Origin of the sequence: Methyloligella sp. GL2 (genome assembly GCF_013341275.1) — a bacterium.
Taxonomy (GTDB): domain Bacteria; phylum Pseudomonadota; class Alphaproteobacteria; order Rhizobiales; family Methyloligellaceae; genus Methyloligella.
Genome location: NZ_CP054476.1, coordinates 1,226,297 through 1,247,143, shown reverse-complemented (window position 1 = coordinate 1,247,143; position 20,847 = coordinate 1,226,297). Strand labels below are relative to the sequence as shown.

General features: G+C 65.2%; 18 protein-coding genes. 10 read left to right on the top strand and 8 right to left on the bottom strand.

Annotated features, from left to right (window positions below; all coding sequences use genetic code 11):
* Nucleotides 1-37: 37 nt before the first annotated feature.
* Entirely contained in the window at nt 38-1,681 is a 1,644-nt protein-coding gene (gene groL / locus HT051_RS05805) for a chaperonin GroEL (protein WP_174541159.1), read from the top strand.
* 295 nt (nt 1,682-1,976) lie between these two features.
* A complete protein-coding gene (locus HT051_RS05800) occupies nt 1,977-2,420 on the top strand; it encodes a glyoxalase superfamily protein (RefSeq protein WP_174541158.1) in 444 nt (147 codons plus the stop codon).
* A gap of 87 nt (nt 2,421-2,507) precedes the next feature.
* On the opposite strand, the gene HT051_RS05795 is transcribed toward HT051_RS05800, so the two are convergent.
* The 3 genes from HT051_RS05795 to HT051_RS05785 all read right to left on the bottom strand — a co-directional run bounded on the left by HT051_RS05795 (nt 2,508) and on the right by HT051_RS05785 (nt 4,708).
* Nucleotides 2,508-3,740, bottom strand: a complete 1,233-nt coding sequence (locus tag HT051_RS05795) for a CCA tRNA nucleotidyltransferase (protein WP_174541157.1) — start codon at nt 3,738-3,740, stop codon at nt 2,508-2,510.
* A gap of 28 nt (nt 3,741-3,768) precedes the next feature.
* Entirely contained in the window at nt 3,769-4,029 is a 261-nt protein-coding gene (locus tag HT051_RS05790) for a DUF6111 family protein (protein WP_174541156.1), read from the bottom strand.
* A 103-nt stretch (nt 4,030-4,132) separates the two neighbouring features.
* Nucleotides 4,133-4,708 (bottom strand): DUF1285 domain-containing protein, encoded by a 576-nt coding sequence (locus tag HT051_RS05785; RefSeq protein ID WP_174541155.1) that lies wholly within the window; start codon nt 4,706-4,708, stop codon nt 4,133-4,135.
* 165 nt (nt 4,709-4,873) lie between these two features.
* On the opposite strand from HT051_RS05785, the gene HT051_RS05780 reads away from it, so the two are divergent.
* From HT051_RS05780 to HT051_RS05765, 4 genes are read left to right on the top strand one after another with little or no spacing between them, the layout of a single operon-like run.
* Entirely contained in the window at nt 4,874-5,872 is a 999-nt protein-coding gene (locus HT051_RS05780) for a MoxR family ATPase (RefSeq protein ID WP_174541154.1), read from the top strand.
* Between the two features lie 8 nt (nt 5,873-5,880).
* Nucleotides 5,881-6,828 carry a DUF58 domain-containing protein gene (locus HT051_RS05775; protein WP_246810191.1) on the top strand — a complete coding sequence of 316 codons (948 nt, stop codon included), beginning with the start codon at nt 5,881-5,883 and terminating at the stop codon, nt 6,826-6,828.
* Nucleotides 6,825-9,701: a DUF4159 domain-containing protein gene (locus HT051_RS05770; RefSeq protein WP_246810190.1), complete on the top strand. Its 2,877-nt coding sequence runs from the start codon at nt 6,825-6,827 to the stop codon at nt 9,699-9,701. Before HT051_RS05775 ends, HT051_RS05770 begins: the two co-directional genes overlap by 4 nt.
* A gap of 3 nt (nt 9,702-9,704) precedes the next feature.
* Nucleotides 9,705-11,786 carry a hypothetical protein gene (locus HT051_RS05765; RefSeq protein WP_174541153.1) on the top strand — a complete coding sequence of 694 codons (2,082 nt, stop codon included), beginning with the start codon at nt 9,705-9,707 and terminating at the stop codon, nt 11,784-11,786.
* On the opposite strand, the gene HT051_RS05760 is transcribed toward HT051_RS05765, so the two are convergent.
* The gene (locus HT051_RS05760; RefSeq protein ID WP_174541152.1) at nt 11,752-12,291 is read right to left on the bottom strand and encodes a GNAT family N-acetyltransferase; all 540 of its coding nucleotides are present in this window, start codon (nt 12,289-12,291) and stop codon (nt 11,752-11,754) included. The two genes, HT051_RS05765 and HT051_RS05760, sit on opposite strands and share 35 nt — an antisense overlap.
* A gap of 379 nt (nt 12,292-12,670) precedes the next feature.
* Between HT051_RS05760 and wrbA the strand changes: the two genes are divergently transcribed.
* Complete coding sequence (gene wrbA, locus HT051_RS05755) at nt 12,671-13,282, top strand: NAD(P)H:quinone oxidoreductase (protein WP_174541151.1); 612 nt, start codon at nt 12,671-12,673, stop codon at nt 13,280-13,282.
* 50 nt (nt 13,283-13,332) lie between these two features.
* Nucleotides 13,333-14,307 carry a glutathione S-transferase family protein gene (locus HT051_RS05750; protein ID WP_174541150.1) on the top strand — a complete coding sequence of 325 codons (975 nt, stop codon included), beginning with the start codon at nt 13,333-13,335 and terminating at the stop codon, nt 14,305-14,307.
* A 66-nt stretch (nt 14,308-14,373) separates the two neighbouring features.
* On the opposite strand, the gene HT051_RS05745 is transcribed toward HT051_RS05750, so the two are convergent.
* Entirely contained in the window at nt 14,374-14,868 is a 495-nt protein-coding gene (locus HT051_RS05745) for an NUDIX domain-containing protein (RefSeq protein ID WP_246810189.1), read from the bottom strand.
* 180 nt (nt 14,869-15,048) lie between these two features.
* On the opposite strand from HT051_RS05745, the gene HT051_RS05740 reads away from it, so the two are divergent.
* On the top strand, nt 15,049-15,963 hold the full coding sequence (locus HT051_RS05740) for a metallophosphoesterase (protein WP_174541149.1): 915 nt from the start codon (nt 15,049-15,051) through the stop codon (nt 15,961-15,963).
* 27 nt (nt 15,964-15,990) lie between these two features.
* Here the strand turns inward: HT051_RS05740 and HT051_RS05735 are convergent, their stop codons facing one another.
* The 3 genes from HT051_RS05735 to otsB form a co-directional block, all read right to left on the bottom strand.
* The gene (locus tag HT051_RS05735) at nt 15,991-16,557 is read right to left on the bottom strand and encodes a hypothetical protein (RefSeq protein ID WP_174541148.1); all 567 of its coding nucleotides are present in this window, start codon (nt 16,555-16,557) and stop codon (nt 15,991-15,993) included.
* 181 nt (nt 16,558-16,738) lie between these two features.
* Nucleotides 16,739-18,130 (bottom strand): hypothetical protein, encoded by a 1,392-nt coding sequence (locus tag HT051_RS05730; RefSeq protein WP_174541147.1) that lies wholly within the window; start codon nt 18,128-18,130, stop codon nt 16,739-16,741.
* A 151-nt stretch (nt 18,131-18,281) separates the two neighbouring features.
* Nucleotides 18,282-19,010, bottom strand: coding sequence for a trehalose-phosphatase (otsB, locus tag HT051_RS05725; protein ID WP_174541146.1), 729 nt, complete (start codon nt 19,008-19,010; stop codon nt 18,282-18,284).
* A 246-nt stretch (nt 19,011-19,256) separates the two neighbouring features.
* Here otsB and HT051_RS05720 point away from each other — a divergent pair, with 246 nt between their 5' ends.
* Entirely contained in the window at nt 19,257-20,744 is a 1,488-nt protein-coding gene (locus tag HT051_RS05720) for a trehalose-6-phosphate synthase (RefSeq protein WP_174541145.1), read from the top strand.
* Nucleotides 20,745-20,847 lie beyond the last annotated feature (103 nt).

The window sequence follows — 20,847 nt, the reverse complement described above, 5'->3', positions numbered from 1 at the left end:
GCCTGAAGGACGACAGCTTTGAATTGGAGAACCATAAATGGCTGCTAAAGACGTCAAATTTTCCCAAGACGCCCGCGAGCGCATGCTTCGCGGCGTCGACATCCTGGCCAACGCCGTCAAGGTAACCCTCGGCCCCAAGGGCCGGAACGTGGTGCTGGAAAAATCCTTCGGCGCCCCGCGCATCACCAAGGACGGTGTCAGCGTCGCCAAGGAGATCGAGCTTGAGGACAAGTTCGAGAATATGGGCGCGCAGATGGTCAAGGAAGTCGCGTCCAAGACCAACGACAATGCCGGTGACGGCACCACCACCGCCACCGTGCTGGCCCAGGCCATCGTCCGCGAAGGCGCCAAGTCGGTTGCCGCCGGCGCCAACCCGATGGATCTGAAGCGCGGCATCGACCTCGCCGTCGCCAAGGTCATCGAAGAGCTGAAGGCCAAGGCCAAGAAGGTCACCTCCTCCGGCGAGATTGCCCAGGTCGGCACCATTTCGGCCAATGGCGATTCCGAGATCGGCACCATCATCTCCGAGGCGATGGAGAAGGTCGGCAATGACGGCGTCATCACCGTCGAGGAAGCCAAGGCGCTCGACACCGAGCTCGAAGTCGTCGAGGGCATGCAGTTCGACCGCGGCTATCTCTCCCCGTATTTCATCACCGATACGGAGAAGATGCGCGTGGAGCTGGAGAACCCCTATATCCTGATCCACGAGAAGAAGCTCTCCGGCCTGCAGACCATGCTGCCGCTGCTCGAGGCGGTGGTTCAGTCCGGCCGTCCGCTGCTGATCATCGCAGAGGATGTCGAGGGCGAGGCGCTTGCCACCCTCGTGGTCAACAAGCTGCGTGGCGGCCTGAAGATCGCCGCCGTCAAGGCGCCGGGCTTCGGCGACCGCCGCAAAGCCATGCTGCAGGACATCGCCGTCCTGACTGGCGGCCAGATGATCTCCGAGGATCTCGGCATCAAGCTTGAGACCGTCACCCTCGACATGCTGGGTCAGGCCAAGAAGGTGCAGATCACCAAGGACGACACCACCATCGTCGACGGCCTTGGCGACAAAGCCGAAATCGACTCCCGCGTGTCTCAGATCCGCGCCCAGATCGAGGAGACCTCCTCCGATTACGACCGTGAGAAGCTGCAGGAGCGTCTGGCCAAGCTCGCCGGCGGCGTTGCGGTGATCCGCGTCGGCGGTGCCACCGAGGTCGAGGTGAAGGAGAAGAAGGACCGCGTCGACGATGCGCTGAACGCAACCCGCGCGGCCGTCGAGGAAGGCATCCTGCCGGGCGGCGGCGTCGCCCTGCTGCGGGCCACCGAGACCCTCAAGGACCTGAAGCCGGAAAATGACGACCAGGCCGTCGGCGTCAACATCGTGCGCCGCGCGGTGCAGGCTCCGATCCGCCAGATCGCCGAGAATGCGGGCGAGGACGGTGCCGTGGTCGCCGGCAAGGTTCTGGAGAACGGCGATTACAGCTTCGGCTACAACGCCCAGACCGGCGCCTATCTCGATCTCGTCAAGGAAGGCGTGATCGACCCGGCCAAGGTGGTGCGCACCGCGCTGCAGGATGCGGGCTCCGTCGCCGGCCTCCTGATCACCACCGAGGCCATGGTTGCCGAGCATCCCAAGTCCGAAGCCGCTCCGGCCATGCCCGGCGGCGACATGGGCGGTATGGGTGGCATGGGCTTCTAAGCCTCATCCCCAAGAGACGATCCGGAGAGGGCGGCTTTCGAGCCGCCCTTTTCTTTTGCCCGTGCGCCTCCCGCAGCCAGCGCCATTGACAGACCGGGGGCAGGTTCTTATTTCAGCCTTCCGGGTGAAGGCCCCAGCCGCTCGCAAGCGTCTCGACGCTTATGGTGAAGCCCTTCCATCGAGACGACACATCGGCCCGATCGCAAATCAGCATCCGGCGCAGATGGCAAGGCGAGCCCCATCGGGAGCACCCCGCTCCACCCCAAGCCGGCATGCGGAATTGTGAGAGGACCAGATGCAGACGTCTCCTTCCCTGCCGCCGCTTTCCGACCTGAAGGACGAGGCAAGGCAGCTTCGGCGGGATCTCGCCGATTTCGGCACCGCCATCAGCCACGGCCAATCTTTGGAGCGGATCGCCAACCGCCACGGCTACCGCAATTGGAATGCGCTCCACGCCGCGCTCGGCAATGCGCCGCGCCAGCCGCTCAATCTCGGTATGCGCGTCCGCGGCCGCTATCTCGGCCAGGCTTTCCAGGGCGAGATCATCGCCATCGCGAAAGTCGGCGCCAGCGGCTATAGCCGCATCACCGTGCAGTTCGACGAGCCGGTCGACGTGGTGACCTTCAAGAGCTTCTCCGCCTATCGCAGGCGGGTCTCCTGCACCGTCGATGCGTTCGGCCGCACCGCGGAGAAAACCTCCGACGGCCGGCCCCATATGGAGCTGGATCTTCCCGGCTAAACACGCGTTTCAGCCGCCCAAGAGACCCAATTAAGTCACTGAAATCATTACGCCGCGCCTCTTCGGGGCGCGGCGTTCCTTATGGCCTCAAGCGCCCTTCGCCAGCGCCTCGGCCTGCCGCAGCAGCGCCTCGCGCTCGTCGGCGAAATCGTCTTCGATCCAGGCCGCTTCCACCGCGCCGAGGATACGCCCCACCTCCGGTCCAGCAGCCACGCCGAGCGCCACGATATCCTCACCCTTGAGCGGAAATTCCGGCACCTCCCAGCGCGCCGGCAGCGCCAGCAAGGCGCTGAGCTGCGCCCGGTCCGCCGCTTCGCCGGCCCGCGCCCAGCCGATCAGCAGCACGCGGCGATAATCCGCTTCGCCTAACCGGTAGAGCAGCGCCTTGGCATGGGTCTCCTCGAAGCGATGGCTCTCGCCCGCCTCCGCCACCAGAAGCAGCACCGCCTGTTCCGCGCGGGAAAGACGGAAGCGCGCCGACAAGCGCTCCGCATCTTCGGTGACCAGCACGCCGAGCACGGCGAGCCTGAGCGGCGCGTCGGGAGTAAGCTCGAAGAAATGCTCCAGCCCGACCAGCCGCTTGAATTGCGGCAGCTCCGGCGCCGCACCCAAGATGCCCGGCAGCAAGCCGTAATCGTAGAGGATCTCGACCGTCTCACACGCCTTGGGCGCCACCAGCAGCCGCTTCAGCTCGGCCCAGATCCGTTCCGCCGAAAGCCCGGCAAGTCCAGCCCGCAGCCGCACGCAGGCGGCAAGGCCGACCGGATCGATTTCCCCCTCCCCGAACGTGGCAGTGAAGCGGAAGAAGCGCAGAATGCGGAGATAGTCTTCTTTGATGCGGGTCTCGGCATCGCCGATGAAGCGGATACGCCCCGCCTCCAGATCGGCGTAACCGTCCAGCGGATCGAACACGGTTCCCTGCCGGTCCGCGTAAAGCGCATTGAGGGTGAAGTCGCGCCGCTTGGCATCTTCCGCCCAATCGGTGGTGAAGGCGACCGTCGCATGGCGCCCGTCAGTCTCCACATCGCGGCGGAGCGTGGTGACCTCGAAGCCCTTGCCGCCGGAAACCACCGTTACCGTGCCGTGATCGATCCCCGTCGGCACCGCCTTCAGCCCGGCGGCCTCTGCCAGTCGCATCGTCTCTTCCGGCGTGGCCGTTGTGGCGAGATCGACCTCCGCCACCGGCAGCCCCATCAGCGCATTGCGCACCGCACCGCCGACCGCGCGCGTCTCCACGCCCTCGCCGTTCAGCGCCGCGAACACCGACTGCAAAGCCGGATCGTTCAGCCAGTCTGCATTTTCAAGAGAAGGAAGGCTCATCGTGCCAGCGCCGCCAACACCCAATCCGCTACTCGACATATCCCGGCTTGATCACCCCGTCCTCATAGACCGGCGGGTGATAGACGGCCGAAGGATCGCCCCCTTGAAACGACACCAGCGTCACCATGGCGATCGCCAAGAGCAGAACGCTGGCGCCAATAAGCCAGGTCACAGGGGCATCCTGCCAGACATTGGCCGGCTCCGTCCCCTTCACCAAAACCACATAAGCGGCATAGACCAGAAACGGAAGAATCAGCAGAAGCAGATCGATCAGAACGATACGCAGCATCGGGGCGTCCACCTCCAAAATTCGAGCCCGGCACTCTTGGCCTAGACCATAGCGGTCAGCGCAGCCGAAGGCGACCGAATGCGCGCAGTCTCGCCAAGCCGTCTCAATCGATCTGTGGAAAGGCGAAGAACGTGCCGCCGCTCCAGACCCCGAGTCGCCCCTCATGCTCCACCGCCAGCTCGACGAGATCGTAGAACACCGCCCGGTTGACCCGCGCCAGAAGCGCATCCCGGACCAGAACGTACGGCGTGAAGCTGCCGTCGCTCTCCGGTCGGAAGCTCAAAGGATGCGCCGCGTCCGTCGTGACCTCGTCGTCGAGATTGGTGCGGAAGCTGAGCGCCTGATCCTTCCCCTCGCCTATCACAGCCATGGCGACAGCGAGAAACGGCGAATCCTCGACTTTGACGGAGACCTTTTCCACCGGGGTCACCAGATAGTGAGTCCCGTCCGCCTCTTTGCGCAGCACCGTGGCAAAGAGCTTCACCAGCGCCTTCCGGCCGATCGGGCTTCCCTGATAAAACCAGGTCCCGTCGCGGCGAATCTCCATGCCGATATCGCCGCAAAATGTGGGCTCTCGCCGGCCCTTTTGATCCGCCGTCTCAGCTTGTTTTCCGCCGTCCTGCTTGCCTTGCAGCGCTGTCAGGCTGGCGGCGGCTTGGGCTTCGGTCTCCGTTGCCATGAACAAAATTTAATCCTGCAGAACAGCCAGCGACCTTAGATTGCATCGTGCATGCGGCCCGAACCACCACTATTGTGACGAAATTGGTGCCGACACTGAGAGTTTGCGGAATGCGGCTTTTCGCGGTCGCCGCATGGGCCGCCATCTCCTAAGATATAGGAACCCATGACAACACTCACCTCGACTGAAGATCAACTCGTCGCCCTTGCCGAGGAGACGGTCGCCAAGATCCAGGATGTTCGCGAGGCGACAAGCTCCGTCATCTTCGGCCAGGAAAAGGTCATCGACCTCGCCCTGATCACCCTGCTCTCCGGCGGCCACGCCTTGCTCATCGGCGTCCCCGGCCTCGCCAAGACCAGCCTGGTGGAAGCGCTCGGCGCCGTGCTCGGCCTTGCCAATAAGCGCATTCAGTTTACCCCGGACCTGATGCCCTCCGACATTGTCGGCTCCGAGGTGCTGGAGGAAGGCGCCGGCGGCCAGCGCAGCTTCCGCTTCGTGCCGGGCCCGATCTTCACCCAGCTTCTGATGGCCGACGAGATCAACCGCGCCAGCCCCAAGACCCAGAGCGCGCTGCTTCAGGCCATGCAGGAGCATCACGTCTCCGTCGCCGGCGTGCGCCACGACGTGCCCCAGCCCTTCCACGTGCTCGCGACCCAGAACCCGCTGGAGCAGGAAGGCACCTATCCGCTGCCCGAGGCGCAGCTCGACCGCTTCTTGCTGCAGATCGACGTCTCCTATCCGGACGAAGATTCGGAGCGGCGCATGCTGATGGCCACCACCGGCGTCGACCGCCGCGAGCTGAAGACCATCCTCTCCGCCGAGGAGCTGATGCTGGCCCAGGACCTGGTCCGCCAGCTTCCCGTCGGCGATCAGGTGGTGGATGCGATCCTCTACCTCGTCCGCTCCGCGCGCCCCGGCCAGACTGGCAATGCCGAGCTCGACGAGCTGATCGCCTGGGGCCCCGGTCCCCGCGCCAGCCAGGCGCTGATGCTGACGGTCCGCGCCAAGGCCCTGATCGAAGGTCGCCTGGCACCTTCCATCGACGACGTCATCGCCCTCGCCGAGCCCGTGCTGAAGCACCGTATGGCGCTGACCTTCGCGGCCCGCGCCGAAGGCATCCAGATCAGCGATATGGTGGCCCGCCTCGTCGAGCCCCTGGGATAGAGTGAAGCTTGGCCCAGCAGAAATCGGTCCAGACGCTCCCGCCGGAAGTTACCGAGGCCCATAGCCTCGCCGACCGCATGCCTGCCCTCCTCATCGAGGCGCAGCGCGTTGCGCATACGGTGACCTATGGTACCCACGGGCGCCGCCGCGCCGGCCCCGGCGAGACCTTCTGGCAATTCCGCCATTTCGACGAGAACGACTCGCTTGCCCGGGTCGACTGGCGCCGCTCGGCCAGCTCCGACCATCTCTATGTACGCGAGCGCGAATGGGAGGCCGCCCACACCGTCTGGCTTTGGGTCGACCTTTCGCCCTCGATGCAATTCCGCTCCGGCCTGTCGGAAACCTATAAGGACAGCCGCGCCGCCGTTCTGGCGCTTGCCATGTGCGAGCTGCTGGTCCGCGCCGGCGAGCGGGTCGGCGTCATCGGCCATCCGCCCATGGCCGGGCGCTTCGCCACCCGCCGCCTTGCCGAGATTCTGATCCAGGATTTCGAGACCGGCCGCAGCCTGCCGCCGCCGGCCTCTCTCAACCGCTTCTCCGAATGCATCCTGTTCAGCGATTTTCTCGAGCCGGCGAAGGAGACCGCCGCCGCCGTCGAGGCTATCGCAGCGCAAGGCATTCGCGGTCATCTGGTGCAGATCTTCGATCCGGCCGAGGAGAGCCTGCCTTACGAGGGCCGCACCGAGTTCGCCGCTTCCGAAGGCAATACCCGCGTCATCGCCGGCCGCGCCGAGACCTTGCGCGAGGCTTACGCCGAACGCCTGCGCGATCACCGCAAAGCCCTCTCCTCGCTCGCCACCCGGCTCGGCTGGTCCTTCTTCGTGCATCATACCGACCGCCCCGCCGGCGAAGCCTTGCTCGCCCTGCACAATCACCTTGCCGGGCTTGAGCAAAGCTACCGCTTCCGGCAGCCTGCCGCTTCGGACAGCCAAGATGGGGAAGATCGCCCATCATGATGACCCTCGGCTCACTCGGCTTTCTGCAGCCCTGGCTTCTGCTTGGCCTCGCCGCCCTGCCGGCGATCTGGTGGCTGCTGCGCCTTACCCCGCCGAGCCCCAACCGCGTGGTGTTCCCACCGACCCGCCTGCTGCAGGATTTGCAGAGCACCGAGGAAACCCCGGCCCATAGCCCCTGGTGGCTGACCTTGCTGCGCATGCTGCTGGCGGCACTGATCATCTTCGCCCTCGCCCAGCCGGTGATCAATCCGGACCGCCAGGGCTTCACCGGCCAAGGCCCGCTGCTGCTGGTCATCGATAATGGCTGGGCCTCCGGCACCCATTGGGACAAGCGCCGCGAGGCCATCGCCACGGCCATCGACCGCGCCCGCCGCGACGACCGCACCGTCATCCTCGCCCCCACCGCGCCGGGCAGTCCGATCGCCGGCCCCGACGATCCTGACCGGGCGCGGGAGCGCGCCGCCGGGATCATGCCGCAGCCCTTCGCGCCCGACCGCAAAGCCCTCGCGACGCGGCTGCAGAAGGAGCTCGGCGGAAAGACCGGCTATAGAGTGCTGTGGCTTTCCGACGGGCTGAATTACGGCAACGGCCTCGCCTTCGCCGAAACTCTGGAGAAGATCGCGGGCGACAACGGCAAGCTCTCCATCTTCCAGCCCGGCAAGGCCGATACAGCCATGCTTCTCGGCGAGACCTCGGGCGACGCCTCGATCCTCAACGTTCGCGTGCTCAGCGGCGCCGAAGGCCCGGTCGACGGCACCGTCACCGCGCTCACGGCCAAGGGCGAGCCGCTCGGCACGGCCTCCTTCGCAATTCCCTCCGGCGCCCACGAGACCAAGGCGACCTTCGACCTGCCGCTGGAGATCCGCAATCAGGCCGCCAAGCTGGAGATCGAGAACAGCCAGTCCGCCGGTGCCGTCCATCTTCTCGACGGCAATTCGCAATGGCACCGCGTCGGCGTCATCTCCGGCGAATCCCGCGAGGCGGCCCAGCCGCTGCTCTCGCCGCTCTATTATGTGCAGCGCGCGCTCTCCCCCTATGCCGACGTGGTCTCGCCGCGCGAAGCCAATGTCCGCTTTGCCGTCAATGAGCTGATCGACCAGAACGTCTCGGTCCTGGTGTTGGCCGATATCGGCAAGCTGCTGCCGGGCACGCAAGTTGCGCTGGAGAACTGGCTTGCCGGCGGCGGCATGCTGATCCGCTTCGCCGGCCCGCGCATGGAGCAAGGCGGCGACGAGCTGCTGCCGGTGATCTTGCGCCGCGGCGGCCGCTCGCTCGGCGGCTCAATGTCCTGGAGCAACCCGCAGCCGCTCGCCGCTTTCGACGAAACCAGCCCGTTCCGCGGTCTCGATATCCCGGACGATGTCGACGTGAAGCGCCAGGTTCTGGCCGACCCGACCGCAGCCACCGACGCGCAGGTCTGGGCTCGCCTCGCCGACGGCACGCCCTTGGTCACCGCCTTGCGCCAGGGCAAGGGCTGGGTGGTGCTGTTCCACGTCACCGCCAATTCCGACTGGTCCAACCTGCCCCTTTCCGGCCTCTTCGTGCAGATGCTGCGCCGCCTGGTTGCGCTCGCTCCCACCAAGGTCGACGTCAATACCGGCACGGAAGCCACCGGCGTGGAGGCCAGCGCCGAACCGCAAGAGGATTCCGGCCTGTCGGAGACCGCGCTGGCGCCGATCCAGACCCTCGACGGGTTCGGCCAGATCGGACCGCCGACGCCGCAAGCCGCCCCCATCGCGCCGCAGGATTTTGAGAATTTGACGCCCTCGCCGGAGCATCCGCCGGGCTATTACGGCCGCGGCCAGTCGGCCCGCGCCCTCAATATCGGCAATGCGAAAAGCGAGCTGGTGCCGCTGGCCAATCTTGCCAATGTCGCCGGCAGCGCCCAGCTGAGCGGGTATACCTTGCGCCCGCCGCTGGCCCTCGACGTCTGGCTCTATCTCGCCGCGCTTGCCCTGTTCGCCATCGACATGCTCGCCATGCTGATCCTGAGCGGCGGCATGCGCTTCCGCGGCGGCGCCCGCGCGGCCCATACCGCCACAGCCCTGCTCTTCGCCGCAGGGCTTGCTTACGCCAGCTTCGCCCCCGCCCCGGCTTTCGCCCAGGCCCCGCCCGCCGATCAGCAGATCAGCGCGGCGGAGCAGTTCGGCCTGAAGTCCAGCCTGGAGACCCATCTCGCCTATGTGCTGACCGGCGATCCGGCTATCGACGAGACCAGCCGCCAGGGCCTGGCCGGCCTGACCCGCGTGCTCACCGCCCGCACCGCGCTGGAGCCGGGCGAGCCCATCGGCGTCGATATCGACAATGAGGAGCTGGCCTTCTTCCCGATCCTCTACTGGCCCGTCGCCAAGGATGCCGCGCCGCTCTCCGATGCGACGCTGGCCAAGATCGACGCCTTCATGAAGCAGGGCGGGCTGATCGTCTTCGATACCCGCGACCATGACAGCGCGGCGGGCAACCAGTTCCAGCAATCGGCGCTGTCCCGACTCATCGGCAAGCTCGACATCCCGCCGCTAGAGCCGGTGCCGGCCAACCACGTGCTGACCAAGTCCTTCTATCTGATGGATAGCTTTCCGGGCCGCTGGGACGGCGGCAATCTCTGGGTCGAGGCGACGCAATCGGACGATCCCGGCAGCAGCGCCCGCTCCCAGACCGACGGGGTCAGCTCCATCGTCATCACCTCCAACGACTTCGCCTCCGCCTGGGCGCTGGACGACCGGAACCGGCCGCTCTACCCCGCCGTGCCCGGCGGCGAGGTGCAGCGCGAGATGGCGTTCCGCGCCGGGGTGAACATCGTCATGTATGCCCTCACCGGCAACTACAAGGCCGACCAGGTCCACGTCCCGGCCCTGCTCGAGCGTCTGGGGCAATAGGTCATGAGCTGGTCCATCGAGTTTCTGCCTTTGCTGCCCTGGCCGATCATCGGCGCGCTTGCCGTGTTCGGCCTGCTGCTGCTCGGCCTGCTGCTGTGGCGCTCCCGCCGCGGCGCGCTGATTCGCGGCCTCGCCTATGCGCTTTTGCTGCTTGCCCTCGCCAATCCCCAGTTCAAGCGCGAGGAGCGCGAGCCGCTGAACGACGTGGTCGCCGTGGTCGTCGATGACAGCCAGAGCCAGGGCGTCGCCGGCCGCACCGAGCGCACCGCCGAGGTCACCGACCGGCTGGAGAAGGATCTCCGCCAGCTCCCCAATCTCGACGTCCGCACCATCCACTCCTCCGCCGCGCGCGAAGGCAGCGATCGCGACGGCACCTTCCTGTTCACCGATCTCGGCAAGGGCCTCGCCGACATTCCCCATGAGCGCCTCGCCGGTGTCGTCATGGTCACCGACGGGCAGGTGCACGACGTGCCGAAAGAGGCCAAGGACCTCGGCTTCGACGCGCCAGTGCACGCGCTGATCACCGGCAAGCCGGAAGAGTTCGACCGGCGCCTGCAATTGCTCGCCACGCCGCGCTTCAGCCTCGTCGGCGAAACCCCGAAGATCGAGCTCAAGGTGATGCAGTCCGGCGGACAGGATAGCGGCCCCGTCACCCTCGCCATCAAGCGCCAGGGCGAGGAGGAGCCGGACATCCGCACCGTGCAGATCGGCGAGAAGGTCTATGTGCCGGTTAGAATCGACCATGCCGGCGCCAATATCGTCGAGATCGGCGTCGAGACCGCCCCCGGCGAGCTTACCGCGCTGAACAACCGCGCCGTGCTCACCATCGAAGGCGTGCGCGAGAACTTGCGCGTGCTGCTGGTCTCCGGCGAGCCCTATGCCGGTGAGCGCACCTGGCGCAACATGCTGAAATCCGATGCCTCGGTGGACCTCGTCCACTTCACCATCCTGCGCCCGCCGGAGAAGCAGGACGGCACCCCGATCAACCAGCTTTCGCTGATCGCCTTCCCCACCCGGGAGCTGTTCCAGGAGAAGCTGGACGAGTTCGATCTGATCATCTTCGACCGCTATCAGCGCCGCGGCGTGCTGCCCCTCGCCTATCTCGACAATGTCTCGCGCTATGTGGAGCAAGGCGGCGCGGTGCTGGTCGCCGCCGGCGAGGATTACGCCTCCGCCTTGAGCCTCTACCGCACGCCGCTGGCCCAGGTGCTGCCCGCCGCGCCCACCGGCCGTGTCGTCGATCGGCCGTTCAAGCCGCAAGCTACGGATCTGGGCTTGCGCCACCCCGTCACCCGCGACCTTCCCGGCGGCGGCAAGACCCCGACTTGGGGCTCCTGGTTCCGCAATGTCGAGGCCGAGCCCTATGAAGCCGAAGTGGTGCTGAAGGGCGCACAGCAAAGGCCGCTTCTGGTGCTCGGCGAGCGCGGCCAGGGCCGTGTCGCCCTGCTGCTCTCCGACCAGGCCTGGCTCTGGGCCCGCGGCTATGAAGGCGGCGGCCCCTATACCGGGCTGCTGCGCCGCCTCGCCCATTGGCTGATGAAGGAGCCGGAACTGGAGGAAGAGCAGCTCCACGCCACCAGCCGCGGCCAGACCATCACCATCGAGCGCCGCTCCATCGAAGATTCCATCACGCCCGTCACCCTGACCGGCCCGACCGGCAAAACCGAAGAGATCGCCCTGGAGGCCTCCGAGCCCGGCGTCTGGCGCAAGAGCCTGCAGGTGGAGGATCAGGGCATCTACCAGGTCGCCGCCGGCAAGCTTGCCGCGGTGGTCACTGTCGGCAACGCCAATACCCGCGAGCTCGCAGCGGTCACCGCCACCGACGAGCATCTGGAGCCGCTTCTGAACCAGACCGGCGGCGGCGCCTTCTGGCTCGGCCGCAAAGACGGCGAGGCCGGTGAGATGCCCCGCCTCGTCACCCTGGGCTCCGGCCAGATGATGCATGGCGAAGATTGGCTCGGCCTGCACCGCCGCGAGGCCTATCGCGTCACCGGCGCCAGCCTCTACCCGCTGTTCAACGGCTATATCGCGCTCGCCCTGCTGCTCGGCCTTATTGCGCTCGGCTGGTATCGAGAGGGGCGCTAGCGCCCACCTCTCCCAGCACCAGCCCTTGCGCGGCCGCAAGACTTCCGGGCTCGAGCTCGCAAGCCAACAGCCGGTTCGGATCGACCGGCCCCGGCAGCGTGATCTTCCCCACCGGCACGGCCACGAAACCGAATCGCCCGTAATAGGGAAGATCGCCGACCAGCAGCACCAGCCGGTAGCCGGCCTGCTTCGCTTTGGCCAGCCCCTCGCCGACCAGTGCCTTGCCGAAGCCTTGATTGGCAAATGCGGGGTCCACCACCAGCGGCCCCAGCAGCAAGCTGCGATTCTTGCCGCCGACCGTCACCGGCGTGAAGCGGATACCTGCCATCAGGGCGCCGTCGATCCAGCCGGTCAGGCTGAGCGCGGCCACCGGCGCCACGCCCTCGCGAATGCGATAGGCTGTCCGGGTGAACCGGCCGGGGCCGAAAGCGGTCTCGGAGAGCTTGGCAAGCGCTGGCGTATCGGCCGCCCGCTCAGAGCGGATTTCGAAGGTTTTGTCGTGCATGCGTCTATCGAAGGGCTAAGGAGTTAGGAAAGCCCGTCCCGGGACGCCTGCATCACCGATTTTTTTTGGAAGAGATGCGTTGGATGAACGTCAGCCGCGAAGGGACGGAAAAGCGATGGAAATCGCCCCGCCTCGTCGTCGCAAAAGCTGCAATTTTTCGCTGCCGTTCAACATGATGGCGTTGCCTTTATCACGCCAAACCGCGACGGTCTAGCACCTTCACTTTCGCGCTAGGAAGGTTTTGAACGTGACAGAAAATTTTTCTTTAGCTGCTTTTTCGGATACTGAGACCCAGCACGGTAGTTATTCGAGAAAGGCGCGCTAAGAGGGGAGTGCGCCCGATGCGGGGGATTTGAACCCGATAGCGGGGAAATTGCTTATGTCTGCGAAATTGCTTGTTCTTTATCATAGCTCATACGGCCACGTTGAAACTCTGGCCTATGCGGTGGCGCATGGGGCCCGCGCCGTCGAGGATCTGCACGTCTCCATCAAGCGCGTGCCCGAACTGATGCCGGAGGAAATCATGCAGGAGGCCGGCATGAAGGTCGACCAGCCGGCATCCATCGCATCGCCCGACGAGCTCGCCGAATATGACGGCATCGTCTTTGGCACGCCGACCCGGTTCGGAAATATGAGCTCCCAGATGCGCCACTTCCTCGATCAGACCGGACCGCTTTGGGTCGAAGGCTCGCTGATCGGCAAGGTCGGCAGCGTGTTCACCTCCACCGGCACCGGCGGCGGCAACGAAACCACCATCACCTCGTTCCACACCACCTTGCTGCATCACGGCATGGTCATCGCGGGCCTGCCCTACTCGGCCCCCGATCTCGCCGATATCAGTGAGGTGAAGGGCGGCTCGCCATATGGCGCCGGCACCATCGCCGGACCTGACGGATCTCGCATGCCGTCCCAGAAAGAGCTGAACCTCGCCAGCTTCCAGGGTCACCACGTCGGCAAGATCACCAAGAAGCTCGCCGCCCAAGACTCCTAGAGGCCGACCGCAAAAAGGCTGACAACACCCAGAAGACGTAAGGCTCGGCTATGGGATTGATGATCGACGGCGTGTGGCACGAGAAGGGCTACAGCACCGACGACGGCGCCTTCAAACGCGATCCCACCACGCTGCGCAGCTGGATCACGCCGGACGGCTCGGCCGGGCCGAGCGGCGACGCCGGCTTCAAGGCCGAGGCCGGGCGTTACCACCTCTACGTCTCCTATGCCTGCCCCTGGGCCCATCGCACCGTCATCTTCCGTGCGCTGAAAGGGCTGAACGACCTCATCTCCATGGATGTGGTCCATCCCTATATGGGCCCGGACGGCTGGACCTTCGATGCGGACTTTCCCGGCGCCACCGGCGACCGGCTCAACGGCGCGGCAAAACTCGGCGAAATCTATCTGAAGGCCGTCCCCGACTTCACCGGCCGGGTGACCACGCCGGTCTTGTGGGACAAGCAGCGCCAGACCATCGTCAGCAACGAATCCTCCGAGATCATCCGCATGTTCAATGCGGCCTTCGACGGCGTCGGCGCGACGGATGCGGACTATTATCCGCAAAGCCTGCGGGGCGAGATCGACGCCATCAATGCCGAGATCTACACCAAGGTGAATAACGGGGTTTATGCCTGCGGCTTCGCCACCACCCAGCGCGCCTATGAGGAGGCCTTCGAACGTCTGTTCATCGCTCTCGACGCGCTGGAGAAGCGCCTCGGCGAACGGCGCTATCTAGTGGGGAACATCCTGACCGAAGCCGATTGGCGGCTCTTCGTGACCTTGATCCGGTTCGACGCGGTCTATGTCGGCCACTTCAAATGCAACCTCCGCCGCATCGACGATTATCCCAATCTTTCCGGCTATATGCGCGAGCTTTATCAGATGCCGGACATTGCCGAGACCGTTCACCTCGATCACATCAAGACCCACTATTACACCAGCCATCCGTTCATCAATCCGAACGGCATCGTGCCCGCCGGCCCGGCGCTGGATCTGTGGAGCCCCCACGGCCGCGACCGGTTCTAGCCGCGAAATTAGATGCGTCATCGCCCGGCTTGATCGGGCAATCGAGATCTCGCCGCCCGGAGCAGCTTACGCCCAAACGCCGCTCACCGGCGCACCGCCGAAAATCTCCTCCACCCGGTTGCGCGTGCCCCGATCGGTCTTCGCCGGCAAGGCATCGGGCGCGAACATGCCCGTCTCGGCGATCTCGCCGCGGGCGCGGTATTCGCCTTGCCGCGTCCAGTCGCGCACCAGGAAGACGCCGATATGATCGCCCGGAAAATTGCTGTGATTGGAGAACATGCCGTGCAGGACCGCAGGTCCGGTGAGGCTTACCCCCACCTCCTCTTCCAGCTCGCGGGCAAGGGCAAACTCCAGCGTCTCGCCCCACTCCACCCCGCCGCCCGGGAAGCACCAGCCGGGCCGGTAGCTGTGCCGCACCAGGAGCACACGGCCCTCGCCATCGACGATCACCCCTTGCGCGCCCAGCGTCATGCCGCGGCGCAGGCGCCAAACCGGCCGCAACACGCTCATGACCAGGCGCTGGCTGCGCGTGCTGCGTATCGGATCTTGAGCCAGTCTCACCTCCTTGCCAGCCTCGCTTCGCCGCAAGCTGCCATCAATCGCCGCCCCGCAAAGCAAATATGAAACATTCCAAATTAAGCACGACTTAGGTACCACGGGGTGAACAGCATCGCGCAAGAGGCGTCTGCCGCGAAGCCCCCAGCGTAACGACAAACCGGCGAACGGAGTTTCCCTCCCCCAGTGTTCAAACTCGCCCATCTTTCCGACGTCCATCTCAGCCCGATGCCCCGCGCCCGCCGGCGCGATCTTCTGGGCAAGCGTCTGCTCGGCTACGTCAATTGGCATCGCGGACGGAAGCTGGTGCATCGCCGGGAGATTCTCGACGCGCTGACCAAGGACATGCTGGACCGCCACCCCGACCAGATCGCGGTGACTGGGGATCTGGTCAATCTCGGCCTTCCCGAGGAGTTCAGGCGCGCCGCCGAATGGCTGAAAAGCTTGAGCGGCCCGCCCCATGTCACCGCCATCCCCGGCAATCACGATGCCTATGTGCGCCTTCACCCGGACCGCGGCACCGGGCTTTGGCAGCCCTATATGCAATCCAACGAGGCCGGCGAGATCCTGGTCCCGACGCCGCCGCAAGGCTTCCCCTTCGTCCGCCGCTTCGGCGATATCGCGCTTGTCGCGCTTTCCTCGGCAATCCCGACCATGCCCTTCCTCGCCGCCGGACGTCTCGGCAGCACCCAGCGCAAATTTCTGGGAGTGGCGCTGGAGCGCCTCAGGCAAAAGGATCTGTTCCGCGTGGTGCTGATCCATCATCCGCCGCTTCCCGGCCAGGCGCCTTGGCGGCGGGCCTTGCGCGATGCCGGCAAGCTGAAGACGATCCTGCAAACCCATGGTGCCGAGCTGGTGCTGCACGGCCATGATCACGAGGCGACGCTGAAGACCCTCGACACCGCGACCGGCACGGCCTTCGTGGTCGGCGTGCCGTCGGCATCGGAAATGGTCGAGGGAGAGGAGCCTGCCGCCGGCTATGCCGAATACGGCATAGCCCGGGTGGAGGACGGCTGGTATTGCGAGATGACGCGCCGCGCGCCGATGCGCATGCCCGATCCGATCTGGCAAGACCATACGCAGGTGCTGCGCCACCGCTAGCCGTAGGCCTGCGAAAGAGGAAAACCGCTACGGAATGCTGAGCCAGACCGCGGCCAGCAGCCCGCCCGCCCCGGTCATCAGCCCGATGGCAAAGGCGGCAATCACCAGTCCCGCTTTGGAGCTTTCCGGCTCGTCCGCGTCCTCGGTGGTGTCGGCCCGCTCGATCGGCTCCAGCAAGGCAGCTTCCTGGCGCTCCCGGCGCACGATCTCATGCGCCACATAGCGGGTAATGCGGTCGGCGGTCTCTGCCGCGCTGCCGGAGCTGAACAGCGTCCGCCGTCCATTCTCGCTATTGCGCACCAGGAGATAATCGCCGTCCCGGTCGTCGATGGAGACATAGGTGAACAGGTCGATCCACAGCCTTGCCGGCCGGCTCGGCACCAGCGCCAGCTCGAACCGGTCGTCGCTCTGCGGCACTTCGGCGAAGACGTCTTCCAGCTCGGCTTTCAGGATCTCCAGCCGCGCAATCTCGCTGTCGCGCCAATCGGCCGCCTGGCTGATCAATTCGGCCTCTTCCAGCCTTGCCCGGTGTATGGCCTCGCGCAGGGACCGGCTCGCCGCCGGCCGCGCAATCGCCTTGACCTTATCGTCCATCCCCGTCGCCTTACCCGTATTTGCGGCCCATCGGCTCTTCCGCCGGAGGGCTCGTCCCATTAGCGGATTTATAACATGAAAATCCGCCGCCGCCGAGAGACGTTAACACATCGTTAAGGACGGAAAACGGTTGGGTTTCAGGGCGTTGAGCCGGTTTTCCTGGGATTTTGGGTGTCGGCAATCAGCTCGTCGAGAGCACCACGCTCTTGCGCGCATCGTCGAACCATTTGTCGATCGCGGCATCGACATTGGCCTTAAGCCGCGCCTTCCAGGCATCGATCGTGGCATCCAGCGCCGTGTTGTTGGCCTCGATGAAGGCATCCCGGTTGATCGCCTCATTGGCCTCGCTGGTGAGATAATCTGCCACCGCGCCGATGGCGAGCCCGATCGCCGCGCCGATCACCTGCCCGCCCATCGGCTGCACGAAAGTGCCGGCCACCGCGCCGCCCTCGGCAAAGGCGATGCGCGAGCCGAGCGATGCGGCAAGGCGGCTGGAGAGCGCCGAGAAGCTCTGGCCGATCGTCCGGCTCAGCGCCGGCCCAAGCGCAAGTGCCCCGACCGTGCCGCCGGCCGCCATCGCGCCCATGCCGACCACGCCTTCGAACGCCTTGTCCTGCATCAGATAGGTCGGCGCCTTCCAGCGCTGGGCATCCCAATCGAGCTTCAGATCGGTCACCGGCTCGGAGGCCGGGATCTCCTCCAGCTGCCGGGTGTTCTGCGCCAGGAAGAGCTGCAGCCGCATATCGCCATTGGCGATCACCCGAACATAGCTCTCATGGGCATGGCGGACCGCCTGCTCCACCCCTTGCGCCAAGGTGCCGTCGCGCAGCTCAGGCTTCAGCACCTGCTCTTTGTAGTTCTCCAGGAAATACTCTTCCACATCGGCCTCGATCGCCTCGTCCAGGCTCTCGTATTGGCCGGCCTCGAAGAAGTTGTTGATTGCCGAAGAGATCGTCTCCATCAGCACCACATAGGAGCGCTTCCAGGCGAAGAACCAGTCGGCGTAACCGTCGATCGCCTGCTCGCGGTCGCTGAACGCCACGTCGAAGCTGCGGTCGATATCCTCATGCGCCGCCTGCTTGATCGCCTCGCGCTCCTTGTCGAGCATCACCAGCGTTTCGTTGACGAACTCGTCCGTCGCCGACTTGCTGGCCAGGAGCTTGTGCACCGTGCCGTCCACATCCTTGTAGACGAGGTTCACCGCATCGGCCGGAATCGAAGGATCGGGGAAGAAGATATCCAGCACCGAACTGTCGCCATGCACTGCGGTGTTGAATTCCATATGCCGTTGATAGCTGCGCCAGAAGGTGACGCCGACGGAGAGCGCGCCATAAGCGATCAACAGCAGCGCCAAGCTGACGCCGATCGGCTTCAGCAGCGCTGCCAGCGGGCTCTCCTTCACCACCGTGATCTTGCGGCGCGAGCGCGAGGGCTTGCGCTTCAGCTTGGTCGATTTGCGCTTCGCCGGCGGCTTGGGTTCGGCGCGCGAGTCCTTTTCCGCCTCGTCCTTGACGACGAGGTCGGTGCTGTCGCTTCCCGGCAATTCGTTCAGCCTATCGGTCAGCTTTCGCACGCTCTCTCCATGCCAAACGGGGCGCACACGACCCTCCCGGCCGCACCGCCACAATGCCGCCCTAATATAAGGACGGCCGACATCATTTGTAAGAAAGCGGTGAAAAACCGCGATAAATCAGGGAGTTTAACCGTTATCCGTGCAGTCGGGGTCAGCCTTTAGCCTGATCCTCGGCCCAGGCAAAAAACCCCTCGCGAGAGGTCCGGTATTTGGCCTTCGTCTCGCCGTCGCCGATCTTGATCGAGAGGCCGCCAAGCGCGTTCGCGGCATCAAAGCCGTACTCGTCGGTAACGTCGTCGCCGATCATCACCGGAATGCGGCCCTTGAACGGCTCTTCTTCCATGAAGGCTTTCAGCGAGCGGCCCTTATCCAGCCCCTCCGCCTTGATCTCCAGCACCATCTTGCCTTCCAGAAGCTGCACATGCGCCAGCCCCTTCAGGGCCTCAGAAACCGCCTCGCGGCACAGCCCTTCCAGCTCCGGACGGCGCCGGTAATGCAAGGCAATCGAACTCTCCTTGCGCTCCAGCAAGAGCCCCTCGTGAGCCTCGGCCACTGGCGCCAGCCGCTCCGCCGCCGTCTCGATGCTCTCCTTGCCGGCAAAGCCGCGATGCACCTCACCGCTGACGTCCCGCCGCACCGAGCCGTGCTCGGCCGCCACCGGCAGCTTCAGCGGCTTCAGGAAATCGTCGATCACCGCCAGGGATCGCCCGGTCTGGATGGCGACCGCACCGTCGAATCGCTCGTACAGCGCCTTGAGCAATTCCAGGGCCCGCGGCTCCACCACCACCAGATCCGGCCGCTCGGCGATCGCCACCAAAGTGCCATCGAAATCGATGAAAAAGGCGGCATTGCTCGTCACTGTTGGTAAAGGTTTCTGCACTTTACTCAGCCTCTCTCAATCGTTGCCACGCAGTCCGGCCGCGAAATTCCAATGTGTTATCGGAATGTATTGAAAATGGGCGATACTGGACCGGAATTTGCAGAGTCATTAGGTTTGATGCACGCTTTAGCCTATGGAACTTTTGCACGCTCCGATCGTCTACCAAACGGCCCAGCCTTCGGGTCTAAGCGCGGCGAATGACGGGGTGATGTCTTGGACACGAACGTGACCAGCGTCAAGTTAGGGATGCCGAAAGACACGAAGACGCCCGCCAACACGGTGCGCGAAAAGGATGCCGACGGGCCGGCTCCGGAACGGGAGCCGAACCGTCTCGTCGTCGTCTCCAACCGCGTTGCCAATCTGAAAGCCAAAGCCCAGACCGGCGGTTTGGCCGTCGCCCTGGCGGACGCCTTGCGCGCTTCCAAGGGGCTGTGGTTCGGCTGGAGCGGCGAGACCAGCGCCGATGCCCGCGAAACGCTTCCCAAGGTCGAGACCGCCGGCGAGCTGACCGTCGCCACCGTCGACCTCACCCCTGAGGAAGCCGACGGCTATTATCTCGGCTACTCCAATCACTGCCTGTGGCCGACCCTGCATTACCGGCTCGATCTTGCGCTGTGCAACGAGGACGACGCCGAGCAGTATTTCAGCGTCAATGCGCGCTTCGCCGAGAACCTGATCCCGCTGCTGCAGCCCGGCGACATGATCTGGGTGCACGATTATCATCTGATCCCGCTCGCCGAGGAGCTGAAGCGCCGCGGATGCACCGCCCGCATCGGCTTCTTCCTGCACACCCCCTTCCCCTCGCCGGAAATCTTCGCCGCCGTGCCGCATCAAAAGCGTCTCGGCAATGCGCTGATGGCCTTCGACGTGGTCGGCTTCCAGACTAAGTCGGACCGCGAGAATTTCGCCCGCTACGTCTACGGCTTCATGAACGGCGAGAAGCTCGCCGGCGACATCCTCACCGCGCAAGGCCAGAGCACCCATGCGGCCGTCTTCCCCATCGGCATCGATGTGGAGAGCTTCGCCAAGCTGGCCGCGAAGGACGACGACGCCACCAAGCTGCTGCCCGATTACGGCGAAGAGGGCATGAAGACCATTATCGGCGTCGACCGGCTCGACTACACCAAGGGCCTGCCCGAACGCTTGCGCGCCTTCGAAGCGCTGCTAGAGCAGTTCCCGCAGCACCGCCGCCATGTCCGCTTCGTGCAGATCGCCCCGCCGACCCGCGAAACCCTGCCGGTCTATCAGGAGATCCGCCGCGAGGTGGAGCGCCTGGTCGGCAAGATCAACGGCCGCTTCGGCGATCTCGACTGGCAGCCGGTGATCTATCTGCACCGGCCTTTCCCGCAGGATATTCTGGCGCGGCTTTGCCGCGAGAGCGCCGTCGGCCTGATCACCCCGTTGCGCGACGGCATGAACCTGGTGGCCAAGGAATACATCGCCGCTCAGCGCCCCGAGGATCCGGGCGTGCTGGTGCTGTCACGCTTCGCCGGCGCCGCCGAGCAGCTGCGCGAGGCGCTGCTGATCAATCCGCACGACATCAACGAGATGGCCCGCACTTTGGACCGTGCGCTGACCATGCCGCGCCAGGAACGTTGGGCCCGCTTCAACCGGCTGAAGCAGCGCATCGAAACCTATGATGTCACCAATTGGCGCGACAGCTTTCTGCAGACCTTTGCCAGCTCCGACGCCGATCCGATCAACGTCTTCGCCGACAAGCTGGGTGTCGCCTAACGGGACCACCGGCGAAAGGGAGCGGAGCGCCGCTATCTTCCTCGCAACTGCCTTGCTGCCACCCGGCGCTCAAGACCCCGCCGCAATGCCGTCTCCTGCGGGG

Excerpts from the sequence above, each read along its gene's own strand:
- wrbA (WP_174541151.1), top strand. The coding sequence starts at position 12,671 with ATGTCTGCGAAATTGCTTGTTCTTTATCATAGCTCATACGGCCACGTT.
- HT051_RS05780 (WP_174541154.1), top strand. The coding sequence starts at position 4,874 with ATGACAACACTCACCTCGACTGAAGATCAACTCGTCGCCCTTGCCGAG.
- HT051_RS05760 (WP_174541152.1), bottom strand. The coding sequence starts at position 12,291 with ATGCACGACAAAACCTTCGAAATCCGCTCTGAGCGGGCGGCCGATACG.
- HT051_RS05800 (WP_174541158.1), top strand. The coding sequence starts at position 1,977 with ATGCAGACGTCTCCTTCCCTGCCGCCGCTTTCCGACCTGAAGGACGAG.
- HT051_RS05790 (WP_174541156.1), bottom strand. The coding sequence starts at position 4,029 with ATGCTGCGTATCGTTCTGATCGATCTGCTTCTGCTGATTCTTCCGTTT.
- HT051_RS05770 (WP_246810190.1), top strand. The coding sequence starts at position 6,825 with ATGATGACCCTCGGCTCACTCGGCTTTCTGCAGCCCTGGCTTCTGCTT.
- HT051_RS05750 (WP_174541150.1), top strand. The coding sequence starts at position 13,333 with ATGGGATTGATGATCGACGGCGTGTGGCACGAGAAGGGCTACAGCACC.
- HT051_RS05785 (WP_174541155.1), bottom strand. The coding sequence starts at position 4,708 with ATGGCAACGGAGACCGAAGCCCAAGCCGCCGCCAGCCTGACAGCGCTG.
- HT051_RS05735 (WP_174541148.1), bottom strand. The coding sequence starts at position 16,557 with ATGGACGATAAGGTCAAGGCGATTGCGCGGCCGGCGGCGAGCCGGTCC.
- HT051_RS05765 (WP_174541153.1), top strand. The coding sequence starts at position 9,705 with ATGAGCTGGTCCATCGAGTTTCTGCCTTTGCTGCCCTGGCCGATCATC.
- HT051_RS05795 (WP_174541157.1), bottom strand. The coding sequence starts at position 3,740 with ATGAGCCTTCCTTCTCTTGAAAATGCAGACTGGCTGAACGATCCGGCT.
- HT051_RS05720 (WP_174541145.1), top strand. The coding sequence starts at position 19,257 with ATGCCGAAAGACACGAAGACGCCCGCCAACACGGTGCGCGAAAAGGAT.
- groL (WP_174541159.1), top strand. The coding sequence starts at position 38 with ATGGCTGCTAAAGACGTCAAATTTTCCCAAGACGCCCGCGAGCGCATG.